At 44.2% G+C, this 22,915-nt stretch carries 20 protein-coding genes and 4 tRNA genes; 9 read left to right on the top strand and 15 right to left on the bottom strand.

What is annotated here, in order from left to right:
- Window positions 1-17 precede the first annotated feature (17 nt).
- Both rplC and rpsJ read right to left on the bottom strand, forming a co-directional pair.
- On the bottom strand, window positions 18-653 hold the full coding sequence (gene rplC, locus QSH61_RS01030; RefSeq protein ID WP_010376387.1) for a 50S ribosomal protein L3: 636 nt from the start codon (window positions 651-653) through the stop codon (window positions 18-20).
- A 27-nt stretch (window positions 654-680) separates the two neighbouring features.
- The gene (gene rpsJ / locus QSH61_RS01025) at window positions 681-992 is read right to left on the bottom strand and encodes a 30S ribosomal protein S10 (protein WP_010376390.1); all 312 of its coding nucleotides are present in this window, start codon (window positions 990-992) and stop codon (window positions 681-683) included.
- 469 nt (window positions 993-1,461) lie between these two features.
- On the opposite strand from rpsJ, the gene plsB reads away from it, so the two are divergent.
- On the top strand, window positions 1,462-3,888 hold the full coding sequence (plsB, locus tag QSH61_RS01020; protein WP_206471659.1) for a glycerol-3-phosphate 1-O-acyltransferase PlsB: 2,427 nt from the start codon (window positions 1,462-1,464) through the stop codon (window positions 3,886-3,888).
- Between the two features lie 49 nt (window positions 3,889-3,937).
- Here the strand turns inward: plsB and QSH61_RS01015 are convergent, their stop codons facing one another.
- The 10 genes from QSH61_RS01015 to murB all read right to left on the bottom strand — a co-directional run bounded on the left by QSH61_RS01015 (window position 3,938) and on the right by murB (window position 12,188).
- Window positions 3,938-6,022, bottom strand: coding sequence for a TRAP transporter permease (locus QSH61_RS01015; RefSeq protein ID WP_174170914.1), 2,085 nt, complete (start codon window positions 6,020-6,022; stop codon window positions 3,938-3,940).
- 36 nt (window positions 6,023-6,058) lie between these two features.
- Window positions 6,059-7,075, bottom strand: coding sequence for a TAXI family TRAP transporter solute-binding subunit (locus QSH61_RS01010; RefSeq protein WP_206471658.1), 1,017 nt, complete (start codon window positions 7,073-7,075; stop codon window positions 6,059-6,061).
- A 562-nt stretch (window positions 7,076-7,637) separates the two neighbouring features.
- A complete protein-coding gene (gene tuf, locus QSH61_RS01005; RefSeq protein ID WP_119230648.1) occupies window positions 7,638-8,822 on the bottom strand; it encodes an elongation factor Tu in 1,185 nt (394 codons plus the stop codon).
- A 137-nt stretch (window positions 8,823-8,959) separates the two neighbouring features.
- Window positions 8,960-9,035: transfer RNA gene (locus QSH61_RS01000), tRNA-Thr, on the bottom strand.
- 13 nt (window positions 9,036-9,048) lie between these two features.
- A tRNA-Gly gene (locus QSH61_RS00995) sits at window positions 9,049-9,123 on the bottom strand.
- Between the two features lie 44 nt (window positions 9,124-9,167).
- Window positions 9,168-9,252, bottom strand: a tRNA-Tyr gene (locus QSH61_RS00990).
- 48 nt (window positions 9,253-9,300) lie between these two features.
- Window positions 9,301-9,376, bottom strand: a tRNA-Thr gene (locus tag QSH61_RS00985).
- A 124-nt stretch (window positions 9,377-9,500) separates the two neighbouring features.
- The gene (locus QSH61_RS00980; protein WP_010607927.1) at window positions 9,501-10,193 is read right to left on the bottom strand and encodes a type III pantothenate kinase; all 693 of its coding nucleotides are present in this window, start codon (window positions 10,191-10,193) and stop codon (window positions 9,501-9,503) included.
- Window positions 10,190-11,182, bottom strand: coding sequence for a bifunctional biotin--[acetyl-CoA-carboxylase] ligase/biotin operon repressor BirA (birA, locus tag QSH61_RS00975; RefSeq protein WP_174170915.1), 993 nt, complete (start codon window positions 11,180-11,182; stop codon window positions 10,190-10,192). Before birA ends, QSH61_RS00980 begins: the two co-directional genes overlap by 4 nt.
- Entirely contained in the window at window positions 11,169-12,188 is a 1,020-nt protein-coding gene (gene murB / locus QSH61_RS00970) for a UDP-N-acetylmuramate dehydrogenase (protein WP_206471657.1), read from the bottom strand. The genes birA and murB overlap by 14 nt, the downstream gene beginning before the upstream one ends.
- A gap of 180 nt (window positions 12,189-12,368) precedes the next feature.
- Between murB and QSH61_RS00965 the strand changes: the two genes are divergently transcribed.
- Window positions 12,369-14,216: a M1 family metallopeptidase gene (locus tag QSH61_RS00965; RefSeq protein WP_211200865.1), complete on the top strand. Its 1,848-nt coding sequence runs from the start codon at window positions 12,369-12,371 to the stop codon at window positions 14,214-14,216.
- 71 nt (window positions 14,217-14,287) lie between these two features.
- On the opposite strand, the gene hemE is transcribed toward QSH61_RS00965, so the two are convergent.
- Window positions 14,288-15,352 carry a uroporphyrinogen decarboxylase gene (gene hemE / locus QSH61_RS00960; protein WP_010374544.1) on the bottom strand — a complete coding sequence of 355 codons (1,065 nt, stop codon included), beginning with the start codon at window positions 15,350-15,352 and terminating at the stop codon, window positions 14,288-14,290.
- Window positions 15,353-15,818: 466 nt separating this feature from the next.
- On the opposite strand from hemE, the gene QSH61_RS00955 reads away from it, so the two are divergent.
- Window positions 15,819-16,289 carry an Rsd/AlgQ family anti-sigma factor gene (locus tag QSH61_RS00955; protein WP_010607921.1) on the top strand — a complete coding sequence of 157 codons (471 nt, stop codon included), beginning with the start codon at window positions 15,819-15,821 and terminating at the stop codon, window positions 16,287-16,289.
- Window positions 16,290-16,365: 76 nt separating this feature from the next.
- Here QSH61_RS00955 and fkpA read toward each other — a convergent pair whose 3' ends face one another.
- Complete coding sequence (gene fkpA, locus QSH61_RS00950) at window positions 16,366-17,118, bottom strand: FKBP-type peptidyl-prolyl cis-trans isomerase (protein WP_026001096.1); 753 nt, start codon at window positions 17,116-17,118, stop codon at window positions 16,366-16,368.
- A gap of 268 nt (window positions 17,119-17,386) precedes the next feature.
- Here fkpA and QSH61_RS00945 point away from each other — a divergent pair, with 268 nt between their 5' ends.
- Together QSH61_RS00945 and QSH61_RS00940 are read left to right on the top strand one after the other, a co-directional pair.
- Window positions 17,387-18,400, top strand: a complete 1,014-nt coding sequence (locus QSH61_RS00945; RefSeq protein WP_010607919.1) for a WD40 repeat domain-containing protein — start codon at window positions 17,387-17,389, stop codon at window positions 18,398-18,400.
- Entirely contained in the window at window positions 18,397-18,609 is a 213-nt protein-coding gene (locus QSH61_RS00940) for a SlyX family protein (RefSeq protein WP_010374533.1), read from the top strand. Before QSH61_RS00945 ends, QSH61_RS00940 begins: the two co-directional genes overlap by 4 nt.
- 28 nt (window positions 18,610-18,637) lie before the next feature.
- Here the strand turns inward: QSH61_RS00940 and QSH61_RS00935 are convergent, their stop codons facing one another.
- Window positions 18,638-18,838 (bottom strand): YheV family putative zinc ribbon protein, encoded by a 201-nt coding sequence (locus tag QSH61_RS00935; protein WP_010374531.1) that lies wholly within the window; start codon window positions 18,836-18,838, stop codon window positions 18,638-18,640.
- A 130-nt stretch (window positions 18,839-18,968) separates the two neighbouring features.
- On the opposite strand from QSH61_RS00935, the gene QSH61_RS00930 reads away from it, so the two are divergent.
- The 4 genes from QSH61_RS00930 to QSH61_RS00915 all read left to right on the top strand — a co-directional run bounded on the left by QSH61_RS00930 (window position 18,969) and on the right by QSH61_RS00915 (window position 22,914).
- Entirely contained in the window at window positions 18,969-20,897 is a 1,929-nt protein-coding gene (locus tag QSH61_RS00930) for an ATP-binding cassette domain-containing protein (RefSeq protein WP_174170917.1), read from the top strand.
- Entirely contained in the window at window positions 20,891-21,340 is a 450-nt protein-coding gene (locus tag QSH61_RS00925) for a TIGR02444 family protein (RefSeq protein ID WP_206471656.1), read from the top strand. Before QSH61_RS00930 ends, QSH61_RS00925 begins: the two co-directional genes overlap by 7 nt.
- 172 nt (window positions 21,341-21,512) lie before the next feature.
- On the top strand, window positions 21,513-21,659 hold the full coding sequence (locus QSH61_RS00920) for a hypothetical protein (RefSeq protein WP_206471655.1): 147 nt from the start codon (window positions 21,513-21,515) through the stop codon (window positions 21,657-21,659).
- Window positions 21,660-21,906: 247 nt separating this feature from the next.
- Window positions 21,907-22,914, top strand: coding sequence for a hydrolase (locus QSH61_RS00915; RefSeq protein ID WP_010607915.1), 1,008 nt, complete (start codon window positions 21,907-21,909; stop codon window positions 22,912-22,914).
- Window position 22,915: the final 1 nt, after the last annotated feature.

Genomic DNA, 22,915 nt, shown 5'->3' with positions numbered 1-22,915 from the left:
CACTAAATCTCCAGGACTTATGCTTTAACAGCTGGTTTAACGATAACGTCACCGCCGATAGCGCCAGGTACTGCACCTTTAACTAAAAGCAAGTTACGCTCTGCGTCAACACGTACTAGTTCAAGGTTCTGTGTCGTTGAACGAACATTACCCATTTGACCGGCCATTTTCTTACCTTTGAAAACTTTACCAGGAGACTGGTTTTGACCGATTGAACCAGGAGCACGGTGAGATAGAGAGTTACCGTGAGTTGCGTCTTGCATGCTGAAGTTCCAGCGCTTAACACCACCTTGGAAACCTTTACCTTTTGAAGTACCAGTAACGTCTACTTTTTTCACTTCTGTGAAAAGTTCAACAGTTAGCTCTGAACCTACTTCAAATTCACCTTCACCGCCGTTAAGACGGAATTCCCACAGGCCGCGACCCGCTTCAACGCCAGCTTTAGCGAAGTGACCCGCTGCTGGTTTGTTTACACGGCTTGCTTTTTTCTCGCCTGCAGTAACTTGAAGCGCGTTATAACCGTCAGTTGCGTCAGATTTGATCTGCGTAACACGGTTAGGAGTCGCTTCGATAACTGTCACAGGGATAGATACACCATCTTCAGTGAAGATACGTGTCATACCCACTTTACGACCGACTAGACCTAATGCCATTTTCCTAAAACCTCTCTAATCTTCCGATTAACCCAGGCTGATTTGAACATCAACACCAGCAGCAAGGTCTAGGCGCATTAGAGCGTCTACAGTCTTGTCAGTTGGTTCTACGATGTCGATCAGACGTTTGTGGGTGCGGATTTCATACTGATCACGCGCGTCTTTATTTACGTGCGGAGAGATCAATACTGTGAAACGTTCTTTGCGCGTAGGTAGTGGGATTGGACCACGAACCTGTGCACCAGTGCGCTTCGCTGTTTCCACGATTTCCGCCGTTGATTGGTCAATCAAACGGTGGTCAAAAGCTTTTAGGCGAATACGAATGCGTTGATTTGACATTCTTAAACCTCAAAATAAAAAGAGCATTTAAAAAGAGCATAAAAAAACGACCGAGACTAACTCAATTATTCCTGAGAAGTCGGTTGTTAATTTATTTCTACCGTTGAACTCACAATTGGAGTTCCTGTTCATAGGGCCTGAAATCCAGACCTTTCATTTACTTTCCTAGACACTATGGTCAAGAAAGTCTGCATATTATAGTGATATTGGTGATAAATGCAACAACTAATACAAAGTAATTTTATCGCTCGGATCCGTAGGCGCTGTCGCGCAGATAAAGCGCATTGAACATACACAATATTTCACTCACAAAAAGCACTTAGAGCAAAATTCACTCTACTCAAGCATTTGCTTCTGTTAATCTTCCATAGATATATTGCGGCAGGAAAACATGGATGACACCTTTGAAAATGGTCAGTCCAGTTAAATCTTGGTATTCTATGGTTAATGATAATTGTTCGGTATTCCCATGCAGATTTTTTCTTATTTGCTAACAACCATCGCTCGCTGTAGCAACTGGCTTTTTGTTAAAAGTAAAGTATTGCCAGAGCATCCCATTGAGGATTACGAGCTAGATCCCAGCATTCCCACATTTTATGTAGCGAGACTCGACTCGGTATCAGACATGGTCGCGCTAGAAGTTATGTGTAAAAAGCTTGGTTTACCAAGGCCGTCTCAAAAAGCGCGAATTGGCAATAAAGAGCTCAATCGTTTTGTTGGGATCCAGACTCCGCCAAGTGTCTTTGGTAATAGTCATAAACCAAGTGATGCGCTTGAACATAGCAAAGCGATTTTTGAAGCCTTAAAAGATAGCGACAATACCGATGCGCAAGTTATTCCAGTCACTATATTGTGGGGTCGTAATCCAGGTAAAGAAAAGCCTGGTGTGGGAACCTTATTATCCAACTCATTAACACCGAGCTGGCTACGCAAATGCTTTGTGATCTTGTTTTCAGGCAGGGATAACTTTGTTCGATTTTCCCGCCCGATTGAACTCAATCAATTGTTAAACGATAAAGCTGACGTTGAGGAGCTGCCACATAAGCTGCTGCGCGTTGCACGCGTGCACTTCCGTCGTCAAAAGTTGGCTGCTACCGGCCCCAAATTACCATCACGTGAGCAGCTATTTAATTCTATCTTAGCGTCGCAAAGCATTAAAAAGGCCATTGCAGAAGAAGCAAAGGCAAAAGGTCTAAGTCAGGAAGAAGCAAGATTACAAGCACTTAGATTATTAGACGAAATAGCCGCAAACTATTCAGACGCCATGGTGCGCGTAGCTGACAGGGCCCTCACTTGGCTGTGGAACAAGCTTTATAATGGTATTGAAGTTAATAACTCAGACAAAGTACAAGCACTTGCGGACAAAGGACATGAGATCATTTACGTGCCATGTCATCGTAGCCATATGGATTACTTGCTTCTAACTTATGTGATTTACCATCAGGGTTTAGTACCACCGCATATCGCAGCTGGCGTTAATCTCAACTTTTTCCCTGCGGGCCCGATTTTCCGTCGTAGTGGTGCCTTCTTTATTCGCCGCTCTTTTTCGGGCAACAAACTCTATTCCGCGGTATTCAAGGAATATTTAAGTCAGTTATTTATCAAAGGGTATTCCGTTAAGTTTTATACCGAAGGCGGCCGCAGTCGTACAGGTCGTCTACTACCACCAAAAACGGGGATGCTGGCAATGACACTGCAATCTATGCTTCGCGGCATTGATAGACCTATATCATTAGTGCCCGTTTATCTCGGCTACGAACATGTTATGGAGATCAACACCTACCTCAAAGAGCTGGCTGGCAACAGTAAGAAAAATGAGTCTATCTTTGGTATTTTTAAGGCGATTAAGAACCTTAAAAACTATGGTAGAGGGTATTTAAATTTTGGCGATCCGATATCCGTCAACCAATTTTTAAATGAACATCAACCAGATTGGCGTGATTCTATCCACCCCACCGAAACTCAAAAGCCAGCTTGGCTGAACAAGCAAGTTGCCGATCTCGCTGATGTCATCATGACTGAGATAAATAACTCAGCAGCACTGAACTCAGTTAATTTGCTTGCGACAATTTTGCTGAGTAACGAGCAATTTGCATTGCCTAAATCACAACTGCTACAACAGCTCGATTTGTATCTTGGACTACACAGACATGCACCTTATCACGACAATGCGACGGTGCCAGATTCGAGTCCTGAGGGCCTACTCGATCATGCGCTTAAGCTTGATAAGTTCGATATTATTGAAGACAGTTTTGGCAGCATCATTAGTGTTAAGGAAAAAGAACGCGCTCTGCTTAATTATTACCGTAACAATATTCTGCACCTGTTTGCCGTACCAAGCTTAATCGCTCAGCAGCTCTTCAATCGCTACAGCTTGACTGTTGATGAGTGCCGCAAAGAGGTAGCGCTGTTGTATCCCTTGTTTGCAAAAGAGTGGTTCTTAACAGACCTTAAGACAGGATATATAGAGTCCATTTTTGAATACTTTGCGGCTAAGGATCTGATCACCTTTGATGGTCACCTTGCCTCAGTTAACAAAGATGGTAGCGCATTGGCACAATTAGAAATGCTAGGTAAAGTGATCCACTTAACGCTTGAACGCTATGCAATCACGATTAACCTCGTTAAGCGTCATCAAGGATTAAGTCGTAGCGAGCTTGAAAAAGAAAGTGCACTTCTTGCCGACCGACTAGGAACTTTACACGGTATCAAAAGCCCAGAGTTTTTTGATAAAAAAGTGCTCAGTGCGTTTGTTACTAGTCTAAAAGAGCAAGGCTTTATAGAACAAGATGAAGCCGTGGGCATTCGCGGCACAGAATCACTACATACTTTAGAGCGGTACTTAAAAACCCTGCTACCTGCTCGAATACATCAGTCTATTCAGCATATCGTCTAATATCATAAGGCCCCAATTTAGGGGCCTACTTTATGGTGCATAGCAAAGCTTAAGTTAGACGATTATCTACTACTTGCTTTATAACAACAGCAATAACACATAGTGCCGCCGCTATATCTACAGAGATCATTTGATGCGGCCAAACTAAAGCGATACCTAAAAGCGCTAACACCATCCTGATTGGTTTATTGAGCTTCGCCTCTGCATAACCGTATATCGCTGCTACCAAAGCGTACATTCCCACAAGCGCGGTGAAAAAAACCTGCATGATCTCGAAGTTACTCCCCCCAATAAACGGTGTATAAGCAAACAGTAAGGGAACGATGTATAGCGCTTTGGCCGTTTTCCATGCTTCTATACCTGTTGCCATCGGCGGTGTTTTGGCAATTCCCGCGGCGGTAAAAGCGACTAAGCATACCGGCGGTGTCACATTGCTATCTTGCGATAACCAAAAAATAATCATATGGGCAGAAAGTAGCATCATGGCCAAATGCGTGGCATCAAATTGGCTACTGCGAATAATATCAATAGCCTCTGGCGGCAAGCTTGCCAAAATAGTAGACACTTGAGCCGCTGTAATATTTGGCTGGTTGTATATCTCTCCTAGCGCTGGCGCCATCATACTCATCATCATCGTCGCTGTGTCATTGAGTTGACCATTTACTATGATCTCTACCAGTGCTGACTGGCTGATCAAGCCATACAAAGCCGGTGCAGAAAGCGTTGCCAACACAATATACGATGCCGTCACTGGCAGTCCCATACCGATAATTAACGAGGCCAATGCAATCAATACCAACAACAGTATCAAGCTTGCTCCCGCCCATTCATTTATCATTAGAGAAAAAGTAACCCCTAAGGAGCTGATCGAAATACAATTAACCAGCATACCAATGGCCACCAATAATATTGCTGTCTTAGCGCTGTTTTCAGTTGCATTCGCAAGCGCAGCCAAAATCTTTGACCACCTCATCGGCGAAGATGAAAACAAAGAAAACAGACACACACTGAGCGTCGCAATACTAACTGCATAAGTTGGCGTAAAGCCATAAATCATCAATGTTACGAGCAACACGATAGGTAATAAATGATGCCAACCGGACTTCAGTTCTTGCCAAGCACTTAATTGCTCTGACTCTAATGCTGGCTGGATATTCAAACGTTTAGCTTGGATACGTACAAAGATGGCAATAGATGCGAAATAAAGCAGTGCGGGAACAAAGGCCGCCGAAATTATCGTAAGATAAGGAATTTGAGTATAAGAGGCCATCACAAATACACCTGCCCCCATAATCGGCGGGATCAGCTGACCTCCAGTCGATGCTCCGGCTTCAACTGCTGCCGCAAACTTTGCAGGAAAGCCAGCTCTCTTCATTAATGGAATGGTGATCACCCCAGTCGCCGCTGTATTCGCGATAGCAGAGCCCGATACGGAGCCCATCATACCCGAGCTCACAACAGCAACAAGTCCTTGTCCGCCAACCATGCGACCGACAAGCGCATTGGCAAAGCGAATGATAAAGTCCCCTGTTCCGGCTTGGACTAGAAATGCGCCAAACAGGATAAACATAAAAACAAACGTCCAAGAAATTTTAGCAATAGGTCCAAACAAGCCGTCATCAAAGTAATTGCGAAATAAAATAGTTTCTGCGCTTAAACCAGCAAAATGAAACACGCCATCGATATACTGTCCCAAAAACAATACATAGCTCATCGCCAGTAGGATCATCATCGGGATAAACCAGCCCATACAGCGCCGGACCAACTCAAGCGCGAGGAGTACAGCGGTGGAAGATGCTATCCAGTCAGCCGCAGCAAATTCATAATTACGCGCAGCCAGCGCATCACTGTACAGAACAAGATAGCCACAGCTCACGATTAAACCGATAAACAGCCCGATATCAATAACGCAAGAAAGCACTGCTAATTTGCCAACTCTAAGTGGCAAGGTGAGCAAGATAATGCTACCAAATAGCATGAAGTGAATGGCTGAAATATAGTTATCCGGCCAAGTGGCGACCAAGTTAAAATAGAGGTGCAACAAACTCGTGAGTATCGCTAAATAAAAAGCGATCCGCTCACGAGCTGCTGTTGGTGCTACTAATGTGCTTTGCTCATTGCTACTATTACTCATTGATAGATACTATCCCGTTTTACTTAGTTGACGGCGCTACTGCAGATGAGCAGGTACGGCAATACCTATTTCTTTATAATACTTCAGCGCACCGGGATGTAGTTTTGCAGGCAGTCCCATGAGTGCCTTTTCTATCGCCATGGCTTTAGTCGCTTTATGGATGGTTTGAAGAAAGACTAAATTTTCATAAATTGCCTTGGTGAGCAGATATACATCTTCCTCACTCATGTCTTTATGTGCAGCAAGAAAGTTTGGCTGGGCAATCGTTTTGATTGCGTTAGTTTGGCCGGGGTAAGTGTTAGCTGGGATCTCGAAGCGTGACCATAGCTCTACCTCAGCGTTGACTTTATTTAGCTGCTCATCAGTAAAATCCAGCACCGCGATACCATTGGCATCGGCTGCATAAGCACTTGTAATAGCGCTGACAGGTACTCCTGCTGGAATATTCATTCCCGCAATCTGACCATTTTGTAGGGCGCTAGAAGAGCCCGCGTAACCTTTATGCACCAAAGTGAATTTGTCACTATCAACGCCCAGTGCAGCCATGATGTGCTTCCCAGAACCTTCCGTTCCAGAGTTACGCTTACCAATGCCAAACCCTTGTGAATATAGGTTTTTCAAATCTGAGACGTTGCCCGTTTTGGCATACTTCTTAGCAATGACAAAGTGCTCTACGTTTTGCCACAGCATAGTCACAGAACGCAGATAATCTTGTTTGCCAACGGATGCCATTGCCCCCGTCCCCTGTGTCGCCCACGCACCGTAAAGACCCTGTAGAATAGCCAGTTCAGCTTCTTTATTACGCATGAGTTTGAGGTTATCACCAGAACCAGCAGAGGTAATGGCCGAGACACTCATGCCATGCTGCGGCGTGACTTTTAGCTTAGTTAGTGTCGCAATCGCGACGCCTACTGGGTAAAAAGTGCCACCAGATGAGGCTGTTGCCAAAATATAGGATCTGTCTTTATCTACATTAGCAAAGCTTGCAAAAGTACATAGTGACATTGTGATACTGAGCACAGCAGAAATTGTGCGAGCCGAAAGACCTAACATCTTTACACTCCCTAATTTTAGGTTTTATATGGGCTTATTGTGCACACCTTTACGCAATTAACCAAATTTTTACGTGGCTGGTGGCAGGATATCAGCATATAGAATAGGGAGATTAAATGGTGAGAATATGGATTTTAAGCTATCGAAAGCAAATATAAGAACATTATCGAGTTGTTCGTTATAAACATCACAATGACAGGAATGATGCTTCTATAGGAGAATGACCCTGTTCGCAGGTCGCGATATAAAATCGCTGCTACGAGGCATTAAAAAGTCTGTATTTCTTATTTGAGAATGACCCTTTTCATTGATCGCGATCTAAAATCGCTGCTACGAGGTATTAAGAAATCTGTATTTCTTATTTGAGAATGACCCTTTTCACTGGTCGCGATATAAAATCGCTGCTACGAGGCATTAAAAAGTCTGTACGCCTTATTGGAGGATGACCCTTTCATTGATCGCGATATAAAATCGCATCTACAAGGCATTAAAAAAGGCCGTACTCTTTATCAGAGAACGACCTTTTTTTGCTGGTCGCGATATAAAATCGCTGCTACGAAGATTACTCTTCGATTGTTGCTACAACACCAGCACCTACTGTACGGCCACCTTCACGGATAGCGAAACGTAGACCTTCGTCCATCGCGATTGGTACGATTAGCTCAACAGTCATCTTGATGTTGTCGCCTGGCATTACCATTTCTACGCCGTCTGGTAGCTGGATGTCACCAGTTACGTCTGTTGTACGGAAGTAGAACTGTGGACGGTAACCTTTGAAGAAAGGAGTGTGACGACCACCTTCATCTTTCGAAAGTACGTATACTTCTGAAGTGAATTTTGTGTGTGGCTTGATTGAACCAGGCTTACATAGTACTTGACCACGCTCTACTTCATCACGCTTAGTACCACGTAGTAGTGCACCGATGTTCTCACCCGCACGACCTTCGTCTAGAAGCTTACGGAACATCTCAACACCCGTACAAGTTGTCTTCGTAGTTTCTTTAATACCTACGATTTCTACTTCGTCGTTCACGTTGATGATACCAGCTTCTACACGGCCTGTTACTACTGTACCACGACCCTGGATTGAGAATACGTCTTCGATAGGCATGATGAATGGCTTATCGATGTCACGCTCTGGCTCTGGGATGTAAGAATCTAGTGCTTCTGCAAGCTCAACGATCTTCGCTTCCCACTGCTCTTCGCCTTCTAGTGCTTTAAGCGCTGAACCTTGGATTAGTGGTAGGTCATCACCTGGGAAGTCGTACTCAGAAAGTAGTTCACGAACTTCCATCTCTACTAGCTCTAGTAGCTCTTCGTCGTCAACCATGTCACATTTGTTCATGAATACGATGATGTAAGGTACACCAACCTGACGAGAAAGTAGGATGTGCTCACGTGTTTGAGGCATAGGACCGTCAGTAGCTGCAACTACTAGGATCGCGCCGTCCATCTGTGCAGCACCTGTGATCATGTTTTTAACATAGTCAGCGTGTCCTGGACAGTCTACGTGTGCATAGTGACGAGTTGGTGTGTCATACTCAACGTGTGAAGTTGAGATTGTGATACCACGCTCACGCTCTTCTGGAGCGTTATCGATTGATGCGAAGTCTTTTGCTTCACCACCGTATACTTTTGCAAGTACGTTAGTGATTGCTGCAGTTAGAGTTGTTTTACCGTGGTCAACGTGGCCGATTGTACCTACGTTTACGTGCGGTTTTACGCGTTCAAACTTTTCTTTTGCCATGACGAAACCTATAAGTTTTGTGTATCTAGATTACATATAAAAATAATCCACGACGAGTGTGGATTAGAATTATTCAGTCTATTATAAATATTTTTTCGACAATTCAAAGGAAGTATTTGAGAAGATTCTTCGGAGACTGGTGCTGATAGGCAGATTTGAACTGCCGACCTCACCCTTACCAAGGGTGCGCTCTACCAACTGAGCTATATCAGCACGCCAGACGAACTGGAGCGGGCAGCGGGAATCGAACCCGCATCATCAGCTTGGAAGGCTGAGGTAATAGCCATTATACGATGCCCGCTTTAGGAACCTGTTCTTAACTACCTCTAACCGTCAAGAATAAAGTGGTGGAGGGAGCTGGATTCGAACCAGCGAAGGCTGAGCCGTCAGATTTACAGTCTGATCCCTTTGGCCGCTCGGGAACCCCTCCACGTAAAATTCTTTCCTAAAGCATCCTATACAAGATAGGGTAAAAAGATGGTGCCGACTATCCGAGTCGAACGGATGACCTACTGATTACAAGTCAGTTGCTCTACCAACTGAGCTAAGTCGGCACTGCTTTAGTACGGGGCGAGATATTAGAGCAACCATTGACTTGATGCAACAGGAATATGCAAAAAAATTTAAATTTATTGTTCAAACGCTCAGTTTTAAGCCAATCCCATGACATTTTTACAGTTATTGTGGGTTTTTCCACCAAACTGACAGCCCTTTGAATACCAAAAGGTCATCAAAAACCGCTGACGCCACATGATTTTTTATTAACTCGCCATATCCACCTGCACACAATACCAACGCAGACTCATTATTAAGTTGCTGTTTTGCACTATGTACGAGCCCAAGTGTTGCGGCTAACGCACCATTTTTCACCGCCTCTGGTGTATTTTTAGCAAATTCTGCGGCAAAAGGCGTGTTCTCATCACAAAATACCCGCTCTGCACGCGCGGTAATACTGGAAATCATGAGATCGATACCTGGTAAAATCCACCCTCCCATGTGTATCCCATGTGCAGTCACTACATCAACCGTGGTCGCAGTGCCAGAATCAATTACGATAATATCTTGTGTTGGATATAGAGCATGCGCGGCGAGTACCGCAAGCCACCTATCAATTCCCAAATTTTTAAAACTAGGATAGGCGCAAGTTACCCCAGCTCGCCTTGCCGATACTTGTGCTTGCTCTAGCACAAGACCAAACTCAGAGGCACGACTTTCCACCCACTGTAATCCCGCCACCTTACCAACCTGAGAGCAGACAATTGCGGTTAGCTTTTGCCATTCAATATCACTTTCTTTTACTGGACTAATACGGCCTTCATGCTCAAGCGCATATTTAACTGCAGTATTACCTACGTCGATTAGCAGTTTCACGATATCACCTTTCTTAACGAAATTTCACCGCCATAAAAAGCTTTAAGCTCACCATCTTGCCTAAGCAATAAGCCTCCTTGCATATCGATGCCTTCACAGATCCCACGCCATTCTCTTTGTCCTGTACTCAAGGTCACTGCGTCACCTTTAAAGGCATTTAGACTATTCCATTCGGTCACCATTTCGCTCAGTCCAGACTCTTTATACTGGGCAAGACGCTCAGACAAAGAGTGAGTGAGCTGCACCACTAACTGATTTTTATCAATTTGGCCTAAGTGCGTTTGCAGATCTGTCCAAGCTTGATCGATGTGTTTAGAGGCAGATTCTGGCATGCATATATTTAGCCCAATCCCAATCACGAGATGGCAAGGCCCTTCCACCTGCCCCTCTAGTTCAACCAAGATCCCCGCCAGTTTTTGCTGGTTGAGATATATATCGTTTGGCCATTTTAGTTCAACGGAAATACCATAAAGGACCTTTAACGCATCATATACTGCAAGTCCTACAGCAATGGATAAGCCCATCGCCGCTTGCATGCCAGCGTCAAACTGCCAGTAATAACTGTAATAAAGGTTAGCACCAAAGGGCGATTGCCATACCCGACCTCTGCGCCCTCTGCCAGCTTGCTGCATTTCAGCCACCAAGACATGGCCTGAGCCTATATTCTGCTTGTCCTGCAAACGACGCATTAGCTCGCTATTCGTTGAGTCTATAATTGCGTGATATTCGATTGGACACTCACTTTGAAACTGCTGTTGCCATAGAGTATTCAACTTACTTTGATGAATAAGCGGTAAGCTATAATTGAGTTTATAACCGCGGCCATTGACTCGAAAAATATCCACGCCCATCTCTTGCAACGCCGCTATATGCTTCGCAATAGCCGCGCGACTAATACCTAATTGCTCGCCAAGTTCTTGCCCTGAGATAAATTCTCCTTTATTCAAGGCCGCTAAAATCGTTTGCTTTTTATGATCAGGCGTTTTCATGGCATTCCACACTTTGTAACTGACATTCACCATGCTTTGTTATAAGGCGCACTTCATGCTCGAGTAACACAGCAAATTTTTGCCAAACGGTTTGCTGAATATGGCTCACTAACTGTGTTAAATCTTCACCGGTGCTGCCACCAGTATGAACAAGTACCAGTGCTTGTTTCTCATACACACGAATGGCTCCACGGTGGCAGCCTTTTAGACCCGCTTTGTCAATTAACCAGCCAGCCGCAAGTTTTACATGGTCATTGTCCACATCAAACGCTGGCATCTCTGGAAATTTACTTTGCAACTGAGCTGCAAACGCCCTATCAACTACTGGGTTTTTAAAAAAGCTCCCGGCATTTGCAAGCGTCGCAGGATCGGGCAATTTACTGTTTCGAGTAACTATCACCGCTTCACAAATCTCTTGCGCGGTTGCTGTATCACTCAAGCTTTGTAGAGGGCCATAACTTAACGTTGGCTGCCAACGTTTAGGCAAAGTCAATGTCACTTCAGTAATAACAAACTTATCTTTTAGGCGGTGTTTAAAGACTGAATCTCGATAGCCAAATTCACACTCTGCATTTGTTAATGTAGTGAAGCGCCGCTCGGCGATATCAAACCCTCTAACGGCGGTGATAAATTGTGATACTTCAACACCGTAGGCGCCGATATTTTGTACCGGTGCCGCACCAACGGTACCAGGGATCAATGCGAGGTTCTCTAACCCATCAATTCCGTTATCAAGCAGCTTTGTAACGAGCTGGTGCCAGTTTTCTCCAGCTGCGACTGTAACGACATAATCATCATCTTGTTGCTCGATATCGACACCTAAGGTCGCAAGCTTAATAACGGTTCCAGCATAGTTTTCCAGAAAAATGGTATTACTCCCTTCCCCAATTAAAAAGAAAGGACGACTGAAATCGAGCTCAACCAGCGCATGTGGATCTGTGATAACAATAAGGGACTCGCAACCCGACGGCAGCGAAAAAGTGTGATAAGACTGCAAACTAGTCACTGCAGCACCTTGCCAATATTAACTAAACTGGCGCTAGTGTAGCGCATTGCCCTGACTTACGCATTAACGTCATCTTACCCATCATTTTATGTAACCCATCGGCTAATACTGTTTAAATGGTTAGAAATTAGTTATGTTAGCCGTTCTAATTGGGAATATTCTTTTTATAAGAGCAGCATTATGATTAAACTTTCGGCACTTACGCTCAGCCTTGCCATGGCTGGCCTTGTCCACACTGCTGATGTAAACGCAGCCGTTGACCAACACACTTACGCCAATCTTAACGATGTTATTACCACACACTTGCATTTAGACCTAGACGTTGACTTTGAAGATAAGCAGCTCGAAGGTTTTGTTGAACACACGCTAGATTGGCAGAACCGCCAAGCAAGAACACTGGTACTAGATACGCGTGACCTCGAAATCGACAAAGTGATGTATCAAGGTAGAGATGATAAATGGCATACCGCCAAGTTTGATCTTGCCAAGCGCGATGATGTGAAAGGTGCTAAGTTAACTATTCACTTTAAAGAGCAAGCAAAAAAAGCACGTATTTATTACAACAGCTTGCCAGTAGCATCAGGTCTACAGTGGTTAACACCGCAGCAAACCGCAAGTAAATCTCACCCATTTATGTATAGCCAGTCTCAAGCTATTCATGCTCGTAGTTGGATCCCTGTGCAGGATACGCCCGCAATGCGTGTGACTTACTCTGCTCGCGTACATACGCCTAAAGATGTGCGTGCGGTAATGAGTGCGGACAATACCGGCGCATTGATCAAAGATGGCGATTATTGGTTTGATATGCCGCAAGCTATCCCACCGTACCTAATTGCAATTGGTGCAGGTAACCTTGAATATAAAGAGATGTCGCACCAAACTGCGATTTTTGCAGAACCGCAAATCCTCGATGCCTCTGTTGCAGAGTTTAACGATACACAAGCGATGATCGACAAAACCAATGCCATGTATGGTGAATACGCTTGGGGTAGATACGACCTGCTCATGTTGCCGCCTAGCTTCCCGTTTGGAGGTATGGAAAATCCACGCCTGTCATTTATCACGCCAACCGTAGTTGCCGGTGACAAAAGTTTAGTAAACCTAATCGCCCATGAGCTTGCTCACTCTTGGTCTGGCAACTTAGTGACCAACGCAACATGGGAAGATCTGTGGCTAAATGAGGGTTTCACCTCTTACGTTGAAAACCGTATTATGGAAGAAGTGTTTGGTCGTGACCGCGCGGTGATGGAGCAAGCACTTGACGCTGCTGGGCTGCGTGCACAACTTAAAACTATCGCCGCTCCTGATACACGCATGAATTTAGAGCTTAATGGCCGCGATCCTGACGATGCGTTCAGCTCTGTACCTTACACTAAAGGTCAATTATTCCTTATTTATCTAGAAGAAAAGTTTGGTCGTGACAAGTTCGACAAGTTTGTTAAAACCTACTTTAACACTTTCTCTTTTAAATCTCTGACTACTGATGAATTCGTCGCGTACTTAGACAAAAACTTGCTACAGCAATATCCTGGTATTGTGAGCTTAGAAAAAGCCAAAGAGTGGATTTATGAGCCTGGTTTGCCAAGTGACGCACCGAACCCAACTTCTGATGCCTTTGAAAAAGTGGATGCGCTAACTCAAGCTTGGCTAAAAGACGAGAAAACACTTGCAGATTTACCGACCGACGCTTGGACAGTACATGAATGGCTGCACTTTATTAATAACTTACCAAGAGATCTCGCCATTGAGCGTATGGAAGCATTGGACAAGGCATTTAAGCTGACGCAATCGACCAACGCTGAACGCGCATTTGCTTGGTATATGCTAGCAGTAGGTAACGGCTACCAAGCTATTTACCCAGACCTTGAAAAGCATCTAGTAAGTATTGGTCGTCGCAAGCTTATTGTGAATTTATACAAGTCTCTCATTAAGCATGGCAAACGTGACTGGGCTTACCGTGTTTACCAACAAGCACGTCCGGGATACCACCCGCTTGCTCAAGGCACCATCGACGCTTTGTTTGAATAATACATTTCAAAAACAAAAAGAGCGCTTCTGTGAGCGCTCTTCTCCATTTTAAGTTTAAGTTCAAACTTAAATTACTTGTGATATTGACGGCTAAATTCGTGAACCGCGTTGATGAAAACACCTGCATTTTCAGGGTCAACATCAGGCGTAATACCATGGCCTAAGTTAAACACATGACCATTACCTTCGCCAAAGCCAGCTAATATATGCTGAACTTCTTCACGAATACGCTCATGGGTACCGTGTAGCATTGAAGGATCCATATTACCTTGTAGTGCAACTTTATCGCCTACACGACGTTTTGCATCGGCAATATCAATCGTCCAGTCAAGGCCAACTGCATCACATCCAGTGGCTGCAATCGCTTCAATCCATTGACCGCCGTTCTTCGTGAATAATGTCACAGGTACTTTACGACCGTCATTTTCACGAATAAGACCGTCTACAATTTTATGCATATATTGTAGTGAAAACTCTTTGTAGTCACGCGGGCTTAATACTCCACCCCAAGAGTCGAAGATCATTAGCGACTGAGCACCCGCTTTTACTTGCGCATTTAGGTAGTCGATAACCGAATCAGCCACTTTATCTAGCAGTAGGTGTAGTGTCTGCGGCTCCGCAAACGCCATCTTTTTAATCTTACCGAATGTTTTGCTGCTACCGCCTTCAATCATGTAAGTCGCTAGTGTCCATGGTGAGCCTGAGAAACCAATAAGTGGTACTTCACCTTTAAGCTCACGACGAATTGTGCTCACCGCATTCATTACATAACCAAGCTCATCGGTTGGATCCAATTTAGGTAGCTTTTTAACATCGTCTAACGATTGGATAGGACGCTCAAACTTTGGACCTTCACCGGTTTCAAAGTAAAGTCCAAGTCCCATTGCATCTGGAATAGTCAAAATATCGCTAAACAGAATCGCCGCATCTAGTGGATAACGACGAAGCGGCTGTAATGTCACTTCACATGCCAGCTCTGCATTTTTACAAAGGCTCATAAAGTCACCAGCTTGTGCTCTGGTGGCACGATACTCTGGTAGATAACGACCAGCTTGGCGCATCATCCATACTGGTGTGACGTCAACTGGTTGTTTTAATAGCGCTCGTAAATAACGATCGTTTTTTAATTCGCTCATAGCGTCTCTATTCCAATACTTAAATTCAATTGTGCGGATTGTATCACTAAGTGCACATGGGCACTATCTAAACTATCCTTGCCAGCGCCTCGTCATGATCTAGATTAAACCTCACTTTATTAGGAACAAATTCATAAGCTTGTGTAAAAGTTACCGAAACAAGCAATTAAACTGTTTGCAACACGATTAAAAGGTTGGTATAAAATTACCGCGTTAGAAAAATAACAACAAAACACCTTCAATTAAAAAAATAACAACATTACGCAACAAGCTAAACTGCTATTTTGAACCACCTTGAGTTTCTCTCGGTGGTTTTTTTATTTTTATCCTCCTGAATTTGTTAACATTCCCGATAATCAAACCAATAATCTTTTGATCTTTTTACGCTTTTACAGAAAAAATTGGTTGACCTTTTGCCCCGTTTCCCTTTCCATAGAGGTAGGTAACCCGCTTAAGGAGAATCACTATGCTTTCGCAGTTAGAACAAGCCCAACAGAAATGGGGAGGTAGCCATAGTGTTATTGATGCATGGTTAGCAGAGCGTCAGGAACTATTGGTTTTATATTATAAAGTTGCAGGATGCTCACCAACTCGAAATGGTAAAGCACTTCCTGAGCAAGTTGACATTCAGTCATTCTGCCAGATTTTGATGGACTATCTTTCAGCTGGTCATTTTGAAATTTATGACAACATTGTTGAGGCCTGCCAAGAAAAAGGCCCTGAAAGCGCAAAATTAGCTCAGTCACTGTACCCTCGGATCACAGATACGACTGATACCGCACTTGATTTCAACGACAAATACGCTGAAGTAAATCAAGAAACGCAAGAATTAGCAGACTTCGATAACGACTTGTCTGTATTAGGTGAAACGCTTGAGTTACGCTTCCAATTGGAAGACGAACTGATCGATAACCTTTATTCTAATCACACTGAATAGTCTAAATTTGCGGGCACCAAAATATAAAAAAAGGTGAGATAGCTATCTCACCTTTTTCTTTACGGACACTGCCAAATTATTCAGCAGCTTCTTCAGCTTCGTCTTCGATACCTAGCAGTTCAACTTCAAATACCAGTGTTGAGTTAGCTGGAATTTTACCAAGGTTACGAGTGCCGTATGCAAGCTCCGCAGGAATAGTAAACTTATACTTAGCGCCAGTGTTCATTAACTGTAGACCTTCAGTCCAACCTGCAATTACTTGATTTAGGTTGAAAGTAGCAGGTTCATTACGTGCGTAGGAACTATCGAACTCAGAACCATCTAGCAACGTACCTTTATAATGTACTGTCACCTTGTCTGTTGCGACTGGCTTTTTACCGTCGCCTTCGCTTAGCACTTCATATTGAAGACCTGACTCAGTCACCTGAACGCCTTCTTTCTTCGCGTTTTCAGCTAGGTACTTATCACCTTCCTCTTTATTCTTCTTCGCGTCAGCTTCAACCTTAGCAGCTTGCTTTTCACGAACAGAAGAATCTAGTGAAGTGAGTACTTCACGAATTTTTGCTTCATCCAGCTTAGCTTCACCAGCCAGTGCATCTTTAAAACCACGCATTAATAACTCTTGATCAAGTTCAATGCCTAGCTCTTTTTTATCCGCTAAGTCTTTTTGCAAAAAGTTACCAACTGAAGCACCGATACCGTATGCTTGCTGTTGCACTTCTGTATCTAGCTTAACTTCAGCAGGCTTCTGCTCTTCTGCTTTTTTATTACACGCTACTAGTGCTAACACTGAAGCAGCAACGAGTGACAGTTTAATCGTCTGTTTCATTCTCAACTCTCCGACAGTCCCTACTATCAAAACACCAATGCTCGCGCAAGAGAGCTTGATATGCGGTGCCATTGTTAATTTTATATTAATAAGAAAAGGTGCTAGCCACATTAACATTCTCTAATCAGAATGCCAATATGCATTTGCTTGCCATTATCGCGTAACGACATTACGCTTTTAATACGCTAATATCAAAATAATATCTTGTTTTTAGTGCCTTTAGTCTACCTGTGATAGACTTCGGAGTTAAGGAGGATTTACCTAACTTATGGTCAAACTCGTCAACATTAAGTGGACAAGCCTCCTCTTTGCATGCGCGATGCTAAGTTGCTTCACCTTAACCGGCTGTGGCCCTGACACTTCAAAAGCCGTTATGACCGTGGAACATGCCAGCAGAGGCGCATTTTCTGCAGCAATCTCTACGGACGGTCACTACAGCCTTGTTTCTTCCATAGAGCATGGGGCCGTACTTTGGGATAATCAAGAGCAAGGCCTCAAATTTCAATGGCGTCACTCCGATGTCCCCGATGATCTCATTCACTCACTGGCTTTAGCTAATGACAACTCCACGGCCGTCACTGCCACTGATAAGACTTTCGCCATCTGGAGCATCGAAAGCGGTCAAAACCTAGGATATTTTGAGATCGAGTCTGGCACTATTCGAGATATCGCAATTAGCAATGCGGGCCGATATTTACTCTATGCCCGCAGTGATAACGTTGTCGTTCACCTCGACTTAGAGAGTGGAAGGCGGATAGAGTTCCTTGGACATCAAGAAAATATCAATTCTATTGCCATGTCTCCCAATGGTCACTTTGCCTTAACCGGAGGCAACGACTATACCGCCTACTTTTGGGATACTAGAACGGGGCAAGTGATCCACCGCTTTAACCACCCAAGTCGTGTGACCAAAGTTGCATTAGATGACCAAGGAAGATTTGCTTTTACCGCAGATAGCATGAAAAAAGCGAGCATTTGGCAATTAACTTCTGGTGATCTCAAAGCGCAATTACAGTATATTGCTCGCCAGAAAATTTTCAGTGCAGTGCGCTTTAATCAAGACGCAACGCTCTTGGCTACCGGCTCACCTAACCGCGAGCTTATTTTATGGCAAGTGAGTGATGGCGAACGATTGCAAACTTGGCGTGTACAACCTCGAGAAGGCAGCCGCCCTAAGTCTGCGGTTGTATTTGACGTTGCTTTTCAAGACCAAGACACTGCATTGCTAACCGAAAGTTCCAGCGGACTACTGGAAAAATTTGCGCAGGTGAAAAAGCCATGAATGAAATCGAAAACAGAATTACTGAGCTTGAGGCTAAGCTTGCCTTTCAAGAAGATACAATCGAAACCTTAAATGAAGAGCTAAAGGCACATCAGCAGCGCTTGGCTAAAATGCAACGACAAATTGAGCTATTGGCAGAGAAAATGAAGGAAGGCCGCGATCCGGGTTTAATGCCTCAACATCAAGAGCCACCACCACCGCACTACTAACAAATAAATTGAAAACCGGGGTGAACACTCACTCCGGTTTGAACACCCCAATGACTTGCTCAAACTGGCGTGTGGAAGCCTGTACCGCGTCTTTCGGCTGTGACATTACGTGGCCACACTCAACACATTCAACTTTTTCAACATCATGCTCTTTGTAGAGCATCATTACGTCGATTTTTTGGCATTCTGGACAACTTGCCCCTGCAATAAAACGCTTCTTAACTTTCAACTCTACACCTCTAATGAACACCGAGTTTAAGGTTTGTCATTTTATCCTAATTTTATTTGTCATGATACGCTTGGAGTAAGGGATTGGATCCATGCTATGATGCGCGCAATTTAGACAGACTTTTAGAATTATGATCCAACTTTCTGATATCGAGCTACTTCGTGGCAGTAAAACACTGCTAAAACAAGCTAATGCAACGCTTTATCCGCAACATAAGGCGGGCCTTGTCGGTGCCAATGGCTGTGGTAAATCATCTCTCTTTGCGCTGCTAAAAGGTGAGCTGCAACTCGATTCTGGTGATTTTTCTATTCCAAAAGATTGGTCTATTGCATCGGTAAAACAAGAAACTCCTGCACTCTCCATTAGCGCCCTCGAGTATGTACTTCAGGGACACCCTGAATACTATGTTTTGAGAACGCAACTACAACAAGCGGAGCGGGACGGTGATGGTGAACTACAAGCACAAGCACACCAACAGCTAGAGAATATCAAAGGGTATAGTATTGAAGCCAAAGCGGGTGAACTACTCCATGGCCTTGGCTTTAGCAATGAACAGATTGAGTTTGCCGTTAGCGACTTTTCTGGTGGTTGGCGCATGCGCTTGAACCTTGCGCAAGCGCTGATCCGCGATGCCGATTTATTGCTTCTGGATGAGCCAACCAACCACTTGGACTTGGACGCTGTTTATTGGCTAGAACGCTTTTTGCGCGCCTATCAGGGTACATTAGTGCTTATTTCTCACGACCGCGAATTTTTAGATGCAGTTGTTGGCGAGATTTGGCATATCGACCAACAGCAGATCAACGTCTATAAAGGTCACTATTCTCAGTTTGAACGTCAAAAAGCAGAGCGCATGGCACAGCACCAAGCGCTTTACGAGAAGCAACAAGAAACGATTGCACATTTAGAGAAGTTTATTACCCGCTTTAAAGCGAAAGCGAGTAAAGCAAAACAAGCGCAAAGTCGAGTGAAGGCCCTTGAACGCATGGAAATGCTCGCGCCCGCTCATGCAGATTCACCATTTAATTTTGAATTTGCAGATCCAACGAGCTTGCCTAATCCATTGATGACACTAGAGCAAGCCAAAGCGGGCTATGGTGACGTTACCATTTTGCATGACATCAAGCTTAATCTGGTCCCAGGTAGCCGTATTGCGTTACTTGGCCGTAACGGTGCTGGTAAATCGACCCTAATCAAGTTACTTGCCGGCGATTTAACCCCACAAGCTGGTGAAGTGTTTCAACACCAAGGATTAAATGTAGGCTATTTTGCTCAGCATCAGCTTGAGTCTCTCGATCTTGAGGCCAGTGCGGTTACCCATATTCAACGTCTAGACCCTAAAGTCCCAGAGCAGCTTATTCGTGATTTCTTGGGCGGTTTTGCTTTTCATGGTGATAAGGCCCTCGAACCCGTTGCGCCGTTTTCTGGTGGCGAAAAAGCACGACTCGTACTTGCGATGCTGGTGTATCAAAAGCCGAACCTGCTGTTACTCGATGAGCCGACCAACCACCTAGATTTAGAAATGCGACACGCACTTGTGATGGCCTTGCAAGGTTTTGAGGGTGCAATGGTCACGGTTTCCCACGATCGCCACATGCTGAAAAATACCGCTGACGAGTACTATTTAGTTGATAATGGAACCGTTTCTCAGTTCGGCTATGACTTAGATGCCTATTACCAATGGCTTATGAATGCCAATAAAGAGCAAGCGAAACCAAGTGGCTCAGAGGCTGAACCAAAGCAAAACTCTAATGCCAATCGTAAAGAGCAAAAGCGTCTTGAAGCCGAATTCAGAAAAACCATTCAGCCGTTGAAAAAGTCGATTGAAAAGCTCGAGAAACAGCTCGACAAGCTCACTGAGCAAGCAGAGGAAATTGAGCAAGCTTTGGCTGACAACAGCCTATACACGGACGAGAACAAAGCAAAATTAAGTGACTTACTGGCAAAACAAGCCAAGATAACCCCAGAGCTTAATGACACAGAAGAAAACTTATTAATGGCATTGGAAGAGTTAGAAGAAAAGCAAAATCATTTCGATGAGACTGGAGAGATATGCTAAGTCGTGAAGACTTTTGGCAGTTTGCCTGTGAGTTCTACAGCCGCCCGCAAATGCAATCGCGGCTGCTGAATTTGCAAGATGCTGCAGGCAAAAATATCAACCTGTGCCTGTTACTTTGTTACCTAGACACTTTAGCACTGACGATTACCCCCGACACCCTAACCGCACTGGTAAAGACTGCTAAGCAATTTGACCAAGCGGTGCTACAACCCCAACGCGCGATCCGCCATACCCTAAAAACACATCATCAAGACTACCAAGACTATCAAAAGTTACGAGCTGCAATGCTGACTGCAGAGCTTGAACTTGAAAAGCGTCAACAAGCGCTATTGCTGGAGACATTAAAACGCTTTTCGTTTGCGCCATTGCAATCAAGTAGCAATGTGCTGCTCTATTTGAGCCAGAGTGAGTACGACGCTTTATTCAATACGGCTGACTTCTAAGCCATTAAATCAATATAAGCCCTGATATTACCCAACTTAGATATAAAACCTGATCGAGATCAAGCCTTTGCCTAGGTTTAATTTCACTCAGGATTGAAACTTGATCTTGATCATATCAAGCCCCTCAGACCTCCACTACTATTTACTCATCGACAAATTAGGAGGCACAGCCATGAACGTATTCTTTAGAGACTTTTTTTCCGACCCTGTGTTGTTTCTGTCTTTTGGCTTTTTAGGGATTGTAATTTTGCTGTGCTGTTATTACGTCTATTTTTTTATTAGAAAAGTCATGGACGCTGAAGTACCTAACGAACAATAGAACAGATTTAAATGTATTACCTTGGGACGATTGAAGAATAAGTAGTAGAAGATCGGCTCGACGTAGTTCCCCAACTTGCAGAATTAAGCACGACGCACAAAGCACCTTATCAGTTTACTGGTCGGGTGCTTTTTATTTGCTTAACCCTCAACTGATAATACGTTAAACTGGCTAAAACGTGTTTTGCAACTGGATAGCTTCCTTTCTTTGCTTTGCGAGCAACCGTCAAAAAGACGCAGTTTCTATTATGAATCAAGCCATGAAAACAATAACAGCCGATAATTACGAATTTAAGCCCGCTTGGTGGATGCGCAACCGCCACGCCCAAACCATACTTCCGCGATTCTTTAGGCCTAGATTACAGGTGCCCGTCGACTATGAAACACTAGACACACCAGACGATGACTTTTTAGAACTTGCATGGGCAAAACACGGCGATAAATCGGCACCTTTGGTTGTGGTATTACATGGGCTAGAAGGCAATATCAACAGCTTTTATGCAAAAGGCCTATTAAAAGCGTTGGTACACCATGGTTTTGATGCCGTACTGATGCACTTTCGCAACTGCTCACGTGAAGTGAATCGCCAAGCTAGGGCTTATCATAGCGGCGAAACCTCAGATCTTGGCTTTTTTATAGACACGCTAAAAGCCCGTTTTCCTAAACGGCCATTATTTGCGGTTGGCTTCTCGCTCGGCGGTAATGTACTTGCCAAATACTTGGGAGAAACCAAATCGCAAAGCGGTCTTGAAGCTGGTGTTGTCGTCTCAGCGCCTTATCACCTTTCTTCCTCTTGTCAGGTGATCAGAAAGAGCTGTTTTAAGCTCTATCAAAAATACTTGCTAGACAGGATGAAGAAATCTTTTTCACGTAAGCTAGACACCATCCAGTCGCAAATTAGGATAGACAAGCCTGCCCTTTATGCCATTGATGACCTTTGGCAATTTGACGATAAGATAACGGCACCGCTGCATGGTTTTAACGGCGCGGAAGACTATTACGCACAAGCAAGTTCGCAGCCCTACTTAACCCAGATCACGACACCAACACTCCTGATCCACGCCGAAGATGACCCCATGCTATCATCACAAGCCGTGCCTACAGCCGCTCAGGTTAACTCACCGGTGACGCTCGCAGTGAGTCCCCACGGTGGTCACGTAGGGTTTATTTCGGGAAGTAACCCCCTTAAACCTAGGTTTTGGCTAGAAAGCGTTATTCCACAATATTTACAGCAAATTTATAGTAAGGCTAAGTAGT

It is taken from the genome of Pseudoalteromonas sp. JC3 (genome assembly GCF_030291895.1).
Taxonomy (GTDB): Bacteria; Pseudomonadota; Gammaproteobacteria; order Enterobacterales; family Alteromonadaceae; genus Pseudoalteromonas.
Note: the sequence above shows the minus strand (reverse complement) of the source record. Positions and strands in the feature narration are given on the sequence as shown.

Bases quoted from the DNA above. Each gene is read 5' to 3' on its own strand.
- rplC (WP_010376387.1), bottom strand. From the start codon at position 653: ATGGCATTAGGTCTAGTCGGTCGTAAAGTGGGTATGACACGTATCTTC.
- rpsJ (WP_010376390.1), bottom strand. From the start codon at position 992: ATGTCAAATCAACGCATTCGTATTCGCCTAAAAGCTTTTGACCACCGT.
- plsB (WP_206471659.1), top strand. From the start codon at position 1,462: ATGCAGATTTTTTCTTATTTGCTAACAACCATCGCTCGCTGTAGCAAC.
- QSH61_RS01015 (WP_174170914.1), bottom strand. From the start codon at position 6,022: ATGAGTAATAGTAGCAATGAGCAAAGCACATTAGTAGCACCAACAGCA.
- QSH61_RS01010 (WP_206471658.1), bottom strand. From the start codon at position 7,075: ATGTTAGGTCTTTCGGCTCGCACAATTTCTGCTGTGCTCAGTATCACA.
- tuf (WP_119230648.1), bottom strand. From the start codon at position 8,822: ATGGCAAAAGAAAAGTTTGAACGCGTAAAACCGCACGTAAACGTAGGT.
- birA (WP_174170915.1), bottom strand. From the start codon at position 11,182: ATGAAAACGCCTGATCATAAAAAGCAAACGATTTTAGCGGCCTTGAAT.
- QSH61_RS00965 (WP_211200865.1), top strand. From the start codon at position 12,369: ATGATTAAACTTTCGGCACTTACGCTCAGCCTTGCCATGGCTGGCCTT.
- hemE (WP_010374544.1), bottom strand. From the start codon at position 15,352: ATGAGCGAATTAAAAAACGATCGTTATTTACGAGCGCTATTAAAACAA.
- QSH61_RS00955 (WP_010607921.1), top strand. From the start codon at position 15,819: ATGCTTTCGCAGTTAGAACAAGCCCAACAGAAATGGGGAGGTAGCCAT.
- fkpA (WP_026001096.1), bottom strand. From the start codon at position 17,118: ATGAAACAGACGATTAAACTGTCACTCGTTGCTGCTTCAGTGTTAGCA.
- QSH61_RS00945 (WP_010607919.1), top strand. From the start codon at position 17,387: ATGGTCAAACTCGTCAACATTAAGTGGACAAGCCTCCTCTTTGCATGC.
- QSH61_RS00940 (WP_010374533.1), top strand. From the start codon at position 18,397: ATGAATGAAATCGAAAACAGAATTACTGAGCTTGAGGCTAAGCTTGCC.
- QSH61_RS00930 (WP_174170917.1), top strand. From the start codon at position 18,969: ATGATCCAACTTTCTGATATCGAGCTACTTCGTGGCAGTAAAACACTG.
- QSH61_RS00925 (WP_206471656.1), top strand. From the start codon at position 20,891: ATGCTAAGTCGTGAAGACTTTTGGCAGTTTGCCTGTGAGTTCTACAGC.
- QSH61_RS00920 (WP_206471655.1), top strand. From the start codon at position 21,513: ATGAACGTATTCTTTAGAGACTTTTTTTCCGACCCTGTGTTGTTTCTG.
- QSH61_RS00915 (WP_010607915.1), top strand. From the start codon at position 21,907: ATGAATCAAGCCATGAAAACAATAACAGCCGATAATTACGAATTTAAG.